Here is a 14,838-nt window from a genome sequence, read left to right as displayed (position 1 = left end):
TTTAAATTGGGATTTTTGAAGCCTAGACTCCTTGCACCCTGGCTTTCAGGCAAAAAATTTAAATGCTGAACAGCTTAATGACTAATGACTACTGACTAATGACTAATGACTAATGACTAATGACTACTGACTTAATTCGATCGCCAAACTTCATCCCAAGGCCCGCCCCCAACTTCTAAACCCGATAAAGAACTTTGAGCCTCTAAGATAACTCTAGAACGCTGCTTGCCATTTTTTTCCACATTTCCCCCCAACAACTCTCGCAGTTGCAAGCGCAATTCGCCGTGCGTCGTATCACGGCAGCAAAAAGCTAGACCTTTTTCTGTAGGAGCTCGCAGATAAGTACCAGAACAGTTTGTAGTGGCAATTAACTCAATTTCAAACTGACTGTTTCTCGCCTGCATTTTCCAGCTTCCCCAAGGTTCAATAGTCCAAGTAACTTGCGAATTCCAAGGCACAAATTCGTAAAATTTGCCTCGGTAATGCAGACAAATCATTGCTACCGATTCCATCCACCACAGCACGCCCCGCTTGCCGCCGCCAGCAGTTAAAGCTAAATCCTTTTCGCCTTGAAAACAATTGCAATTAATCCAAAACCACTTTTGCGGAAAAGCACCGCCCCAGTTTTTTTCGCTGTAAGCGAGAGCATCTTTAAATTCGTAGCGTTGGCCGTTCCAATCAATCCAGCCCGTGGCTAAACCGTGAGCCATTAAAATTTGCCATCCCGGTTCAAATATGGGTAGAAAAGATACCATTCCCGCCGTAGATTTCTGGATTTCCTCAGAGTTTCCCCAGCCATAAATAGGTTGAATTTCGTACTGCCAAAAACAGTGGCTGCCGCTTCCCGGATCGTGCAGATAACCTTGATTCAAAGTAGCAGTAGATTGATAGCCTTCTTCGACGCTGCTGTCGAATACTTGCGGATCTAAATATTGGGGTTTAATTTGTAAATCTGTTTTGCCCCAATGTCCGAAAGCCAAGCCTTCTCGGTGCGCCCAAAACTTATTTACATCGGGCAAGGTGCGGCACAAATAGCTATCTTTCGGGCCGAGAATTTGAGCTGCACCGCCACTGTAAGGTTGACCGCCTCTGGGGTCTTCGATGGAATACATGAATGCAAAAGATTGTCCGTGAATCGGTAATGTTATTCGGTAGTACCAGCCTTCAAAAAAGCGGCGGGAACTGCCGTCCCAGTGGTATCCGCTGTGGGGAGTTTCAATAGTTTTGAGTTTTGAGAGTGAATTTGACATAAAATTACCAATAGCAGAAAGAAGAGTCATTAGTCAGTAGTCATTAGTTAACAGTCATTAGTCAGTAGTCAGTAGTCAGTAGTCATTAGTTAACAGTCATTAGTTAACGGTCAACAGTCAACGGTTAACAATGCCCAATGCCCAATGCCCAATGCCCAATGCCCAATGCCCAATGCCTAATGACTAATATGATAGGTTATTAATTATGTCTTTAGCACTTTGGCGATCGCCCCTAGCTCGCGCGCTCCACCGCAACCGCAGTCTTGCTTTTGCCCGCTACTTGCAACTAGCAACTGTTCGGGCTACCGGGCGTCCTGCCAACCGCACTGTGGTGTTTCGAGGCTTTTTAGCAGATACTAATCAGTTAAAGTTTATTACAGATATTCGCAGCCAAAAGGCAGAGGAGATTAATCTCTATCCTTGGGGGGAAATTTGCTGGTATTTCCCCAAAACTCGCGAACAATTTCGGATTGCTGGAAAGCTAGTTTTGGTAGGGGCAGATTATCCAGAGGCAGAGTTGTGCTCATCGCGGTGCAAAACTTGGCAGGAGCTTTCTGAGGCGGCTAGAGCACAGTTTGCTTGGCCGCATCCGGGGGATGAGAAAGCCGAGGCTAGTGCTTTTGATTCTGCTTCCCTAGATGCGATCGAGCCACTGCCTAATTTTTGCTTGCTGTTGTTGGAACCGGAAACGGTGGACTTCTTGGAGTTGCGGGGGGAACCGCAGAACCGATCGCTTTATCGGCGCGACGGGGAGGGAAATTGGTCTGTGCGATCGGTTAATCCTTGAAAAAGAAGTCATTAGTCATTAGTCATTAGTCATTAGTCATTAGTTATTAGTCATCAGTTAACGGTTAACATTCACCAATGCCTTATGCCCAATTCCCTATGCCCTATGCCCTATGCCCTATTCAAATTTTAGATGCCACTGCCGTCCAAAAATTCTTGAATTGCTTTATCTTTTAACTTGCAGCTAGGCGTTGTAACTAGCTGTGTTTTTTCGGCTAAGGCTACATTGCTGGCTTGGTTTAAAGCTTCTGATACTGAGTGGAAATTGTGGGAAGTGGGATCAGAAGTTAAGGAGACAGATTCTTGAGGAAACAAACTTTTTACTTGCTGTTCGAGGGACTCGATACGATCGAGCAAAGAGCGAATTACCACAGCTTCCGAATCCGGCAAACTGCCGTGTTCTAGGGGATTGACGCGCACTCCCGATCGATATACGATGCGGCCGGGAATCCCTACCACTGTACAGTCAGATGGTACGTCCCGGAGTACGACGGAACCGGCGCCGATGCGGACGTTATTGCCAATTTGCAGATTGCCGAGTACCTTGGCGCCGGCACCTACAACTACGTTTTCGCCGACGGTAGGGTGACGCTTGCCACTTTGTTTGCCAGTACCGCCAAGGGTGACACCTTGGTAAATTAGGGCAAAATCGCCGATAATCGCTGTTTCGCCGATCACAACCCCCATACCGTGGTCGATGAATACGCTTTTGCCGATGGTTGCCCCTGGGTGGATTTCTATTCCGGTCAAAAAGCGAGCAATGTGGGAAATCAAGCGGGGGATGAAGGGAAGTCCCAACACATAAAGCCAGTGTGCGAGGCGGTGCAGCACTAGGGCCTGAAGACCGGGGTAGCAAAACAAAACTTCCAGCCAGTTGCGAGCGGCAGGGTCGCGATCGAAAATTATACTGAAGTCAGCTCTAAGAGTCTTTAGCACTTTCGGAGTTACCTATTTTGGTTAAACACGCCACTTTCGATTTTACATTTTACTGGATGGGGGAAGTGAGCGGTCGATCGGGAGATTGGGGGATATTACGGAATGGAACCGTGGGAGAGTGCGAGATGGGGGAGAATTTGATGATATTTTATTTTCTCCATCCAACAGCGCCGCTGTTTTCTATTCCTGTACTGAGATTGTATAGTTAGACTTGACTCCGGGTTCGACAGTACCTACCCAAATCCTGTAAGAGCCTGCTTGCCAGTCAGAATCAAGTATGGCAGCATCTTTATTCTGACCTATATCGTCTCCGCAGAGCACCGCATTACCGGGGCCTTGTACGAGTAAGGTCGTGTCCTTTCCTTCGCTGTTGACTTGGAGTGTGAGTTTTGAAAAGTTTTGTTGCAAGACTATGATGTGGTCGGGAGTTGGGGTGGCAAAACCCAAACATTTGTTTTTGTGGCGATCGGCGTTGGCTATGACAGATAGAGAGTACGATCCGCCTGTGGAACCTCTCAAAACTGCTGTTGGGGCTGCAAAACCTCGCGATAAAGTTAAAGTGCCGAAATTGGCTGTTTCTGCTAAAACTGGTAGGGCGGCGATCGCGGCGATCGCAGCCAAGAGCGCACCGTTTTTGAAATTGGCTCGCTGATTAAACAACATGGCAATACTCCTCGGTCACAACTTAAAACCACAACTCAAAATTTACCCATCGCAGCCCCTAGAATCCAAACTGTGGAGGAAGAATAATTTTTTTTAAATTAGTTCCAAACCTCCTGGCTTCTCTTTCTTATGTCTATCAGGACAATCCCTGTACGATCGCGCTCGCTTGTGCCACTCGGATTTCTGCCACAGGCGATCGACTCATATCCGAAATTGTACGGTGTCAAGATGATAAATTTGATACTCCTAGCCTTGCTGTTGGCGATCGGTTCCCTATTGACACAGGCCTTGGTATTGTTACCTATAGGTCTATCCGGCTGGCTCCACCTCCCTAATTGGCTGAGCCTGACCGTGATTTTTCTGGCTATTTCTTGGTGCTTGGGGGATTAGTTAACAGTCATGAGTTATTTAGTGATTAGTCAAAAGTTAATGATCAATGATTCCGTTTCCCCCAAGAGTCAAGGCCCGATTGTCCCCGGTTTGATGATGTATACTTCACAATTGACAATTCAAGAATCTAAAATCTAGGATTTGACATCTACCTATAGAATGATGCAACGACAAGTTTATTCGATCTCAGCATTTCACTCTCCTGACAAAACCCTGGCGGAAACTCCTAAGAGACAGGAGCGTCCGATACACCGGGCGATCGTGTTAATGCTGGTGGCAACAGGTTTGCTAGGCCTGCACGCTAGTCGGCTGGTGGAATTGCAACTGATACAAGGGAAGCAAAACCGGGAACGAGCCGAAAATAATCGCGTTCGCCTAGTGCCAATGCCGGCGAATCGTGGACACATTGTCGATCGCAAAGGCAAGTTGCTAGCGGCAAACAATTTAGCTCGATCGGTATATTTGTGGCCGAAAGAACAAACGCCGGAACAGTGGAAAGTGACAGCAGAAAAGTTGAGTCCGCTGGTTAAGATTCCGGCAAAAGAAATTTTAAAAAAATTAAAAGAGGTCGAGCCTCAATCCTACAGACCGGTGCGGCTCAAGCAAGCAATGCCGCCAGAGGTGTTTGTGCCACTAGCAGAAGAGGTGGGACAAATGCGGGGAGTGGAAGTGCGGCCAGAAGCGAACCGCTACTATCCCGAAGGCAGTTTGGCTGCTCACGTTATCGGATATATTGGCGAAGCTACCGCAGCAGACTTGGAAGCTCATCCTGAATATCCGATGGGGATGATTGTCGGTCAAATGGGCATAGAAGCGAGCTCTAACAAGAAGATTGCCGGAGTTTGGGGCGATCGGCTGATCGAGGTAAATGCCCAAAATCAAGAATTGCGGCTGATGGGAGAGACACCGCCCAAACCCGGTGAGGCGGTGCAGCTAACCATAGACTTGTCCATGCAAAAAGCAGCCGAAAAAGCCCTGGGGAATCGCCGGGGATCAGTAGTGGCGCTGGATGTCAAAACCGGGGCGGTATTAGTTATGGCTAGCCACCCGACTTTTGACCCCAATCTGTTTACGCGAAAAATCACTAAGGATGAGTGGGAAACTCTTCAAGATCCGGAAAATCCTTTTTTGAATCGGGCCATGCAAGGCTATCCCCCCGGTAGCACTTTTAAAATTGTGACTTCCGTCGCGGGCCTGGAGTCGGGCAAGTTTTCGCCGGGCTCAATTCTCGGTACTTCGTCTTACATTACTGTGGGGGGAATTGATTTTAACGAACACAGCGGCGGTTTCGGCGACATCGGCTTTCGGGAGGCTTTGGCTTTCAGCAGCAATACGTTTTTTTATCAAGTGGGGATTAGTACGGGGCCGGAGCCAATTTCTAAGTGGGGACAGCGCTTGGGAATTGGCAAGGATACGGATTTGAATCTTTTGGGGCTAGGCGGTGGCAATCACGGTCAAATCCCGACGCCGGAGGAGAAGGAGAAACTTTATCAAGAACCTTGGTATGCGGGTGATACGGTAACGATGTCGATCGGGCAGGGGTTGGTGTTGATGACTCCTTTGGAGGGGGCGGTGATGGTGAGTTCGATCGCTAACGGCGGCTATCGGGTCAAGCCCCATCTTTTGACTTCTATGACCGGCACAGCGGAGACTCAACGGGTACATACGGGGATGAAACCTTCAACAATTCAGGTGGTTAAGGAAGGACTGATCGCGGTGGTTGCCGAGGGTACGGGACAGGGATTGAATGACGGTACGATTCCGCTGACGGCGGGCAAAACAGGGACTTCGGAAGTCATCGGACAGGAGGATCACTCTTTGTATGTGGCCTTCGGGCCTGCTGAGAAGCCGGAAATTGCGATCGCCGTGGTTGTGGAAAATGGCGGTTATGGTTCTGTTGCCGCGGCCCCGATCGCCAAAGAGGTATTTCAAGCTTATTTTGGGCAACCGAAAAAGGTGAAGCAGCCAGTAGTCCTTAGTCAGTAGTCATTAGTCCTTAGTCAGTAGTCAGTAGTCCTTGGGAATGGGGAATTGGGAATGGGGAATTGGGCATAGTTTCTTGTTTTTCCTTCTTCCTTCTTCCTTCTGACTCATGACTCATGACTACTGACTCATGACTCATGACTCATGACTACTGACTCATGACTCATGACTACTGACTACTGACTACTGACTAATGACTACTAACTAATTCAGCCGTATAAATATTGTAGCTTTGCGAATTCCTGTTATTTCTCCCGTACTGGTGACAGTGAGCGATCGCAAATGGTCGAATAATGGTCTTGCCGAAAGTTCAATTAACCTCAACAGCGGGATTTGTTTTTCCCAAATTGCCCTGCTGGATGGCCAGTCTAAATAAAAATAGCCGTCGTTAGATGGCGGTAGCGGTTCAATGCTAGTTTGAAAATCTTGATTGGCAACTAAAGAACCTGTTGCGGCTGCTTCTAGTGCTGCGTCCATTGCTTCTACTGAAGTGGTGAAAATTTCGTATTTGCCGACGGTGGCTCGGACTCCTTTTGCCTCGGTTTCTATCGCACTTTTTCTATTATTTTCTTTACCATAATTTGGACTCGTTGTCAACTGCGTCCAAGCGGTAATTTTCTGGTTTCTGAGAGTGAAGCTGCCGATGCTGTATTCTTTGCTGCGGGCAATTTCATCGAGTTTGTCGATCGCCTTTTGGGAATCACCAGATTTTTCGGCTGCAAAAATCCAGTCGGCACTATTTGACGAATTCGGAAGGACTGCTAAAGCGTATTCTCCTTGTACCCAATTAAATATATCCTGCTGCAGGTTAACGCCCCAAACTTGCTGAATATCTGCGAAGGTGCGATCGACTAAATTTGAGACTTCTGCATTAGTGGAAACCGCCGATGACAAATCAGCCCAAAAATTCCTTAAATCGGTGCTGGCGACCGCGAAAGGACTGGCTGAGGGAATGTATTGCAAGGCTTGCACTGGTTCAGAGAGTGTTGGAGAAGCTGTGTTTTCTCGCGATGTCACTAAAGCAGTTTGAGCCAGCAATCCCCGTCGGTTGACTCCGACAGCAACTGCGAGGGAATTAAGAGAAACTTGGGGATTTTGCCCGGTTGCTGATTGCGGGAGATTGACAAATGCTAAAGCGATTCTGCCTTGAGTTAGCTGCTGCAAAGCTTTTTGATATTCCGGGGTATTATTAAGATTTAGGTTGGCTGATTCAACGTTATTAATTGCATCTCGAATCACAATAGGGCTATTGGAAAATAAAACAAAACTTTGGTTATTCCCAGAATTTAAATTACCGCCGATGGCTGCTGTTGCGAAGCTGGAGGGCAACTTGGAAGTCGGCAGAGAAAATGGGTTAAAAGGCGAAAGTGAAGCAGATTTTTTCTGGACTCTTGGTGCTTGTTTATAATTAATTCTCACGCCTTTATATATTTCCGACTGCACTGTTTTATCGCCACGAGATTGTGTGCGCCAGTAGGAGTCGAGAAATTGTTGGCTGCGATCGACTTTTTGGGAGGAAACGGCCAGCAAAAACCCGGTTTGTTTGCCGTTGCTGCTGTCGCCATCGAAATCTGGCGTTGTCACGGCGAGGGTAATTTCGTCACCTATCCAAGGTTGGATATCTCTACTGTAATCGAGGCCTGTACTGGCGAGGAAACTTTTTTTGATTTGCTCAAATTCTGCGTGCGATCGACTTCTTTCTTCGGGAGTGGCAAAAACTTGTCGCAATGCTTCGAGGCGATCGGGATTTACCAGCATTGAAGCTAACAAAGGTGCTTGTTTCGAGACAAACACAGCCGCAGCCGGAGTAGTTGTCGGCCCGCCGGCGAGCAAATTCAGGGGAGTTTGAGTTGTCAGCCAGTAAAAACCACCCGCACTCAAGCCTAAGAGTGCCAAGACGCCAGCAATGAGGAAAGAAAAGAACGATCGCAGCTTCATACAACAAGGACTAATGACCACAGTCTATTATTAACTAGAGTAGCGCATGACCGTAGCTGTCGGCAGATACTTTTTGTGCTGTTCGGAAAAAAAAAAGGATAAACTAAAATATTCTCAAACTATAAAATCTAAGTAAAATGCTAACAATATCAACGCCCGCCGAACAGCGAATTTTACTCCCCAATATCAGTTGGCAGTTATATGAAAGCCTCCTAGGGGAACTGGGCAACAAACGTTCCACCAGAATTGCTTATCATCAAGGTCAATTAGAAATTATGGTGCCGCTACCGGAACATGAAAATCGCAACAGGCTAATCGATCGCTTAATTGTAACTCTCATAGAAGAGCTCAATCTAGAGTACAACCCCTTTGGCTCGATGACTATTAAAAAACGCAAAAAAGCAGCGGGTAAAGAACCACATTCATGCTATTATATCCAGAATGAAGCACTGGTCAGAGGGAGAACTGAATTAGACTTTGCTCAAGATCCGCCACCAGATTTAGCACTGGAAATTGATATTACCAGCAGTTCCTTAAATCAATTCGATTTATATGCAGATTTAGGCGTACCAGAAATTTGGCGGTACGACGGACGAAGCATCAAGTTTTATCAATTGCAAAATGGCGAATATGCGGAGTGCAATTTTTCCCGGGCTTTCCCGATGCTACCGACTGCAAAAGTTGACGAATTTATCGATCGCACTCAAACTACAGGCGCAACCACAGCAGTGCGAGAATTCCGGGAATGGGTCAATCGATTTTAGATTTTAGATTTTAGATTTTAGATTTTAGATTTGAAGCATTCATCCCACGAATAAATTCGGGGGGCAAGTTTCATCGGATACAGGTTTTTTATTTTTCCACGGATGAATCCGGGGGCTTGTATCCTGGATGCTTTCGGTAAAAAATCAAAAAAATCAGTAATTGTGCAATCTACCACGGCACTCCTCGCGCATCGGAAAAATCTGCATCTAGAACCGCCCCCGGATCGAATACAGCATCAGTTAAATCAGCCTTTCTAAACGACGTTACCGACAATTTTTCTATTTCTTCAACAGCAATAAAAAAGCCGATCGCAGTTAACCCAAGAATTACCCCAGAAACCAAAAATAAGACAATTCCCCTAATAGTATCTCCGCCCAAAAAGGTCACAATACCGCTAGCGCCGATCGCAGCAGCAGCCCCAGCCACAGCCCCAGCCACAATCCCAGCCTCGCACCGAGTCGCAGCAATCGCCGTCGCAGCGGTTCCAGCCACAGCCACAGCCCCCGCATCCGCCCCGGCTATCAGTCCAGTCAAAGCCCCAGCCGCCGTCACTGTCACCGCCGTTACCCCAGCCCTAGCAATCAAATTTCTCACCCGCCTGCGGCTTTGTCCGGTTCTGACACCCTGAAAATTTGCCCCCCTCAAAATCGCCCCGGTGAAATTGCAGCCTCGAATGTCGCAACCGCTGAAATTCGCCCCTGACAAGTCAAGCCCTTTAAAAGAACGGTTCCGCAAGTTTTGGTTAGCAAAATTGAGATTTTGAGGTTGAGTCATTCGATTTTAGATTTTAGATTTTAGATTTTAGATTTTAAATTAGCAAACCAAAAGCTTGGGATTTTAGATTTTAGATTATAGATTGTAGATTAACCAAGCACAGGGCATTTAGAATAAAGCCTGTGGTTTATAACGAGTTTCCATGTCTCCCATCTCCGAATCCCCATTTTCCCCCGAACAAATTGCCGCTGAAAGACTCAAACCAGAAGAATATGAAGAAATCGTTCAGCGTCTAGGTCGCCATCCCAATAAAGCTGAATTGGGAATGTTCGGCGTCATGTGGAGCGAACACTGCTGTTACAAAAATTCGCGGCCACTATTAAAACAGTTTCCCACAGAGGGCGATCGAATTCTCGTCGGGCCCGGAGAAAATGCCGGCGTCGTAGATTTGGGAGACGGCTTGCAACTCGCCTTCAAAATTGAATCCCACAACCACCCGTCAGCAGTCGAACCTTTCCAAGGTGCAGCAACTGGTGTCGGGGGGATTCTCCGCGATATCTTCACAATGGGTGCTCGTCCGATCGCACTTTTGAATTCCCTGCGTTTCGGCAACTTAGACGATGCTAAAACTCAGAGATTGTTCAAAGGCGTAGTATCGGGAATAAGTCACTATGGAAATTGCATCGGCGTGCCCACAGTTGGCGGCGAAGTTTACTTCGATCCGGCTTATTCCGGCAACCCGCTAGTTAACGTCATGGCCTTGGGTTTAATGGAAACTCAAGAAATCGTCAAATCAGGGGCATCGGGAATCGGAAATCCCGTGCTTTACGTCGGTTCAACTACCGGGCGAGATGGCATGGGAGGAGCAAGTTTTGCCAGTGCCGAATTGACAGACAAATCCATGGACGATCGCCCCGCCGTCCAAGTAGGAGATCCATTTTTAGAAAAATCCTTAATTGAAGCTTGTTTAGAAGCATTCAAAACCGGTGCAGTCGTCGCCGCCCAAGATATGGGTGCCGCCGGAATCACCTGTTCCACATCAGAGATGGCAGCCAAAGGCGGCGTCGGCATTGAATTTGATTTAGACAAAGTTCCCGTTCGAGAAAGCGGCATGATTCCCTACGAATACCTGCTTTCGGAATCCCAAGAACGGATGTTATTTGTTGCCCAAAAAGGACGGGAACAGGAATTAATCGATATTTTCCACCGCTGGGGATTGCACGCGGTAGTAGCGGGGACAGTCATCGAAGAGCCGATCGTCCGAATTCTATTTAAAGGCGAAATCGCTGCCGAAATTACCGCGACTGCTTTGGCAGATAACACGCCAATTTATCACCGAGAACTGTTGACAGAGCCGCCCGAATATGCTAAAAAAGCATGGGAATGGACGGCGGATTCGCTGCCACAATCCACAGTTACAGGTATCGAAGTTAAAGGCAATTTCCAAACTTGGAATCAGATTTTGCTGACGCTTTTAGATACTCCCACCATCGCTTCTAAACGCTGGGTTTATCGCCAATACGACCATCAAGTGCAAAACAATACTGTTGTTTTACCGGGAGGTGCTGATGCTGCGGTTGTCAGATTGCGTCCGCTAGAACCTTGCCAATCTTCCCGTGCTAAAGGGCTAGAAGTACACCCCTTTGCTAAGGGGGATCTACAGAGAGAAAATGCTGTTTCTCTAGCTTCCGAAAGCAAACAGGAAGAAGAGGTAATTCCTCTATTTAAAAAGGCACAAGGTAGGGAAACTCCAAAAGTTTCTCCCCCCCTTAGCAAGAAGGAAGCGCCCCTGGGGATTATTCCTGGAGTTGCTGCAACGGTTGATTGCAATTCTCGTTATGTTTATCTCGATCCTTATGAAGGTGCAAAAGCAGTCGTAGCGGAAGCAGCGAGAAATTTGAGTTGTGTGGGTGCTGAACCTCTGGCAGTTACTGATAATTTGAATTTTGGCAGTCCTGAAAAGCCGATCGGATATTGGCAGTTAGCGTCAGCTTGTCGCGGGATTGCTGATGCTTGTCGGGAGTTGGGAACGCCTGTGACTGGCGGCAATGTTTCTCTTTACAATGAAACGGTTGATGCTGAGGGAAATCCTCAACCAATTTATCCGACTCCGGTAATCGGAATGGTGGGGTTAATTCCCGATTTGAAGAAGCTTGCTGGCCAAGCTTGGCTAAAGAAAGGTGATTTAATTTATGTGCTGGGAATTGGTGAATCATCCCAAAACTCAGAACTTCCATCGGAAAGCTCAAAAATCGCAACTTCTCCTACTTTGGGAGGTTCGGAATATTTAGCGGCAATTCACGGGATTGTAGCTGGGAAACCCCCAAGGATAGATTTTGAGTTAGAAAGAAAAGTGCAATCGGTTTGTCGCGATGGAATTCGGCAAGGTTGGGTAGGTTCTGCCCATGATTGTGCGGAAGGTGGAATTGCGATCGCCCTCGCGGAATCTTGTATTTCTGCTAAAATGGGTGCAGAAATTCATCTCAGTTTCAATTCGGAAAAGGTCGGCCGCTGGGATGAAATTTTGTTTGGTGAAATGGGCAACTGCATTGTAGTTTCAGTCGCACCGAAAAATCAAGAAATTTGGGAAGCTTACCTGCAAGAACATTTGACCAAAATGTGGCAGAAAATTGGTGTAGTTTGCTGTGCTGAATCACCTTTGCGGGTTGTGACTGCTGACAATCAAGTGTTAATTGAGGTTGCGATGGGTGAGATGGGCGATCGGTTCTATAATGCGATCGAGCGTCGGATTGCATCTGTCTGACAACCTGAAGTTTCGATCCCCCTAAATCCCCCTTAAGAAGGGGGACTTTGAGTGTTCTTGTCCCCCCCTTCTTAAGGGGGGCTAGGGGGGATCTCCGGGTTTAAAACACGCGCAATAACCCCAACTTCTTACAAAATTCACGATTCTTAGAAAAACCTATAACAGAAGTCGGGGTTCTTAGACACTATATAATATAAACAATATCATTCCTAAAATAAATGATTTGCTGTATCAATCCCGACTGCCCCAATCCTCAAAACCCGGACGGACAAACATATTGCATTAGTTGCGGTATTCAACTCGTACCCATCCTGCGAAATCGTTTCCGCATGATCAAACTCCTCGGTCAAGGTGGCTTCGGCAGAACCTATTTAGCAGAAGATATTGATAGACTAAATCAACGCTGTGTCGTTAAACAATTAGCACCCGATGTCCAGGGAACTTGGGCGATTAACAAAGCGGTAGAATTATTTCAGCTAGAAGCTAGACAACTGCAACAGCTAGGACAACATCCCCAAATTCCCTCCCTTGATGCCTACTTTGAAGACAACAAATATTTGTATCTCGTACAACAGTTTGTGGATGGGGATAATTTGTTGACGCTTTTCCAAAATCAGGGAATTTTGCAAGAAAGCCAAGTTAAGCAACTATTACTCGAACTTTTACCTGTTCTCAACTTTATTCACGAACAAAAAATTATTCATCGAGATATCAAGCCTGAGAATATTATGCGCCGTCGCAGCGACGGTTTGTTAATGCTGATTGATTTCGGAGTTTCCAAACAGTTGTCTGGAACAGTGATATCGCGACAGGGAACGCAAATTGGTTCGCATGGTTATGCACCGCTTGAACAAATGCAAGGGGGTGAAGCTTATGCAGCCAGCGATTTGTTTAGCTTGGGGGCGACGGCTTTTCATCTACTGACGGGGGTACATCCTTATGGTTTGTGGACGGAACACGGTTATAGCTGGACTGGAAATTGGCAGCAACATTTGAAAACTCCCATAGACAAGGGATTGGAATTGATTTTATCTAAGTTGTTGGCAAAAGATATGCAGCAGCGCTATCAATCAGCCGAGGAAGTTTTAATAGATTTTCAAGGTCAGTCAAGACAATCTCCCGCACCGATACCAATTCCCACAATTCCTGTGATTCCACAGCACTCTTTGCCGTTACCAACTAACACCACAAGGCGAGGTTTCTTGCAATTAGCGGGTTTTGCTGGGGGAGGATTTGCATTAGCTGTGCTGGGTCAAAGTTTATTGAACAACAAAACTTCTTCATCTTCACCAAATCTTCCACCTTCATCTAACAAGGCGGCCACATCTCCTAAATCATCAGCTCAAAAATCATCTCCAAAAACTACAGCCAAAAGTTCATCGCCCAAACCATCTCCAAAACCCGCACCCGAAACTCCACAACCTAAGCCATCTTCCAATGCTTTAAAAAGCTTTACTTTTGAAACAGTGACAGTCAACTCAACGGGGCAAATCGCTAACCGCCGTCAAGGAAAAGCACAGGCTTTTATAGAAAATATGGGGGATGGTATTACTCTAGACATGGTAGCAATTCCTGGCGGCAGTTTCGTGATGGGTTCGCCCGATACGGAAGCCGGACGAAGTAGCTATGAAGGGCCGCAGCGTACCGTGAATATCCCTGCTTTTTTTATGGGTAAATATGAGATAACTCAAGAACAATACCAAGCGGTGATGGGAAATAACCCTTCTGAGTTCAAAGGTGCGAAACTTCCTGTCGAAAAAGTAAGCTGGAATGACGCTGTGGAATTCTGCAAGCGGCTTTCTAAAAAAACAGGCAAGAGTTATCGCTTACCTTCAGAAGCGGAATGGGAATATGCTTGCCGCGCCGGAACTAAAACACCTTTCTATTTTGGTGAAACAATTACCCCGGATTTAGTTAATTATAATGGCAATAATCCCTATGCTGGGGCATCGAAGGGACTTTACCGCAAACAAACAACTGATGTCGGGAATTTTTCACCCAATGCTTTTGGACTTTATGATATGCACGGAAATGTTTGGGAATGGTGCAGTCATCTCGACAACGATCGAAACGATCGCCGGCTGCGGTGTGGCGGTTCCTGGAAGGACACTGCGGTGAATTGTCGCAGTGCGTATCGTCTTAGCAATTTGGCGGGCGATCGTTACTCAGACATCGGTTTTCGTGTGGCTTTGGTTTCCGCGTAGTTTCCGGTTTTCGCTTCTGTACAGTAAGTCTCCCGCGAGGCATCTTCTTTTAAGACTCGGCGATTTTAAGAGACTGCTGGCGAATTTAAAAATGGTTTCACCCCTCACCCTAAAAATAGTGGCTCTGGAGTAAATATTTAATTAACCATATAGCTATTAACTACCAAGAGTGAACCCAAATGCTGCATTCCAGATGTGAGGGGTAACACCCTTGGCAAATTCGCCAACAGTATTTTTCAATCGCCGAATCCCTCGCCCGCAGTTAATCAAGGTTAATATAGGATCAGGGGGCGATCGATACTACAATGCCATTAAACGCCGCATCGCTTCTGTCTGAAATGCTACACGATTTGGAAATAATGACAGATCCGTGGCAAGATTAAGGGAATGTTAAGTTATGCGACGCTTTCGCAAACAAGATTTCCCGCTGAAACTGTCCCCCTAA

The 14,838-nt window shown here is 46.7% G+C and carries 11 protein-coding genes; 6 read left to right on the top strand and 5 right to left on the bottom strand.

Annotation, left to right across the window (positions count from 1 at the left end; all coding sequences use genetic code 11):
- Positions 1–131 precede the first annotated feature (131 nt).
- Complete coding sequence (locus QUB44_RS25320; protein WP_333371828.1) at positions 132–1,250, bottom strand: tocopherol cyclase family protein; 1,119 nt, start codon at positions 1,248–1,250, stop codon at positions 132–134.
- A gap of 205 nt (positions 1,251–1,455) precedes the next feature.
- Here QUB44_RS25320 and QUB44_RS25315 point away from each other — a divergent pair, with 205 nt between their 5' ends.
- Positions 1,456–2,037: an Npun_F5749 family FMN-dependent PPOX-type flavoprotein gene (locus QUB44_RS25315; RefSeq protein WP_333371825.1), complete on the top strand. Its 582-nt coding sequence runs from the start codon at positions 1,456–1,458 to the stop codon at positions 2,035–2,037.
- 128 nt (positions 2,038–2,165) lie between these two features.
- On the opposite strand, the gene cysE is transcribed toward QUB44_RS25315, so the two are convergent.
- Both cysE and QUB44_RS25305 read right to left on the bottom strand, forming a co-directional pair.
- Positions 2,166–2,972, bottom strand: a complete 807-nt coding sequence (gene cysE / locus QUB44_RS25310; protein WP_333371823.1) for a serine O-acetyltransferase — start codon at positions 2,970–2,972, stop codon at positions 2,166–2,168.
- A 180-nt stretch (positions 2,973–3,152) separates the two neighbouring features.
- A complete protein-coding gene (locus QUB44_RS25305) occupies positions 3,153–3,635 on the bottom strand; it encodes a hypothetical protein (RefSeq protein WP_333167668.1) in 483 nt (160 codons plus the stop codon).
- Between the two features lie 129 nt (positions 3,636–3,764).
- Here QUB44_RS25305 and QUB44_RS25300 point away from each other — a divergent pair, with 129 nt between their 5' ends.
- A complete protein-coding gene (locus tag QUB44_RS25300; protein WP_333348765.1) occupies positions 3,765–4,025 on the top strand; it encodes a hypothetical protein in 261 nt (86 codons plus the stop codon).
- Positions 4,026–4,184: 159 nt separating this feature from the next.
- Entirely contained in the window at positions 4,185–6,011 is a 1,827-nt protein-coding gene (gene mrdA, locus QUB44_RS25295) for a penicillin-binding protein 2 (protein ID WP_333371833.1), read from the top strand.
- Between the two features lie 201 nt (positions 6,012–6,212).
- Here mrdA and QUB44_RS25290 read toward each other — a convergent pair whose 3' ends face one another.
- A complete protein-coding gene (locus QUB44_RS25290; protein WP_333371821.1) occupies positions 6,213–7,946 on the bottom strand; it encodes a DUF3352 domain-containing protein in 1,734 nt (577 codons plus the stop codon).
- Between the two features lie 137 nt (positions 7,947–8,083).
- Here QUB44_RS25290 and QUB44_RS25285 point away from each other — a divergent pair, with 137 nt between their 5' ends.
- On the top strand, positions 8,084–8,710 hold the full coding sequence (locus tag QUB44_RS25285) for a Uma2 family endonuclease (RefSeq protein WP_333371819.1): 627 nt from the start codon (positions 8,084–8,086) through the stop codon (positions 8,708–8,710).
- 169 nt (positions 8,711–8,879) lie between these two features.
- Here the strand turns inward: QUB44_RS25285 and QUB44_RS25280 are convergent, their stop codons facing one another.
- On the bottom strand, positions 8,880–9,485 hold the full coding sequence (locus QUB44_RS25280) for a pentapeptide repeat-containing protein (protein WP_333371817.1): 606 nt from the start codon (positions 9,483–9,485) through the stop codon (positions 8,880–8,882).
- 142 nt (positions 9,486–9,627) lie between these two features.
- Here QUB44_RS25280 and purL point away from each other — a divergent pair, with 142 nt between their 5' ends.
- Both purL and QUB44_RS25270 read left to right on the top strand, forming a co-directional pair.
- Positions 9,628–12,189, top strand: coding sequence for a phosphoribosylformylglycinamidine synthase subunit PurL (purL, locus tag QUB44_RS25275; protein ID WP_333371815.1), 2,562 nt, complete (start codon positions 9,628–9,630; stop codon positions 12,187–12,189).
- Positions 12,190–12,407: 218 nt separating this feature from the next.
- Complete coding sequence (locus QUB44_RS25270; protein ID WP_333371813.1) at positions 12,408–14,393, top strand: bifunctional serine/threonine-protein kinase/formylglycine-generating enzyme family protein; 1,986 nt, start codon at positions 12,408–12,410, stop codon at positions 14,391–14,393.
- Positions 14,394–14,838: the final 445 nt, after the last annotated feature.

The organism is Microcoleus sp. AT3-D2 (assembly GCF_036705715.1).
Taxonomy (GTDB): Bacteria; Cyanobacteriota; Cyanobacteriia; order Cyanobacteriales; family Microcoleaceae; genus Microcoleus.
Note: the sequence above shows the minus strand (reverse complement) of the source record. Positions and strands in the feature narration are given on the sequence as shown.

What these genes read in the sequence shown, in the direction of transcription:
- QUB44_RS25320 (WP_333371828.1), bottom strand. Translation starts at nt 1,250, where the DNA reads ATGTCAAATTCACTCTCAAAACTCAAAACTATTGAAACTCCCCACAGC.
- QUB44_RS25315 (WP_333371825.1), top strand. Translation starts at nt 1,456, where the DNA reads ATGTCTTTAGCACTTTGGCGATCGCCCCTAGCTCGCGCGCTCCACCGC.
- QUB44_RS25305 (WP_333167668.1), bottom strand. Translation starts at nt 3,635, where the DNA reads ATGTTGTTTAATCAGCGAGCCAATTTCAAAAACGGTGCGCTCTTGGCT.
- QUB44_RS25300 (WP_333348765.1), top strand. Translation starts at nt 3,765, where the DNA reads ATGTCTATCAGGACAATCCCTGTACGATCGCGCTCGCTTGTGCCACTC.
- mrdA (WP_333371833.1), top strand. Translation starts at nt 4,185, where the DNA reads ATGATGCAACGACAAGTTTATTCGATCTCAGCATTTCACTCTCCTGAC.
- QUB44_RS25290 (WP_333371821.1), bottom strand. Translation starts at nt 7,946, where the DNA reads ATGAAGCTGCGATCGTTCTTTTCTTTCCTCATTGCTGGCGTCTTGGCA.
- QUB44_RS25285 (WP_333371819.1), top strand. Translation starts at nt 8,084, where the DNA reads ATGCTAACAATATCAACGCCCGCCGAACAGCGAATTTTACTCCCCAAT.
- QUB44_RS25280 (WP_333371817.1), bottom strand. Translation starts at nt 9,485, where the DNA reads ATGACTCAACCTCAAAATCTCAATTTTGCTAACCAAAACTTGCGGAAC.
- purL (WP_333371815.1), top strand. Translation starts at nt 9,628, where the DNA reads ATGTCTCCCATCTCCGAATCCCCATTTTCCCCCGAACAAATTGCCGCT.
- QUB44_RS25270 (WP_333371813.1), top strand. Translation starts at nt 12,408, where the DNA reads ATGATTTGCTGTATCAATCCCGACTGCCCCAATCCTCAAAACCCGGAC.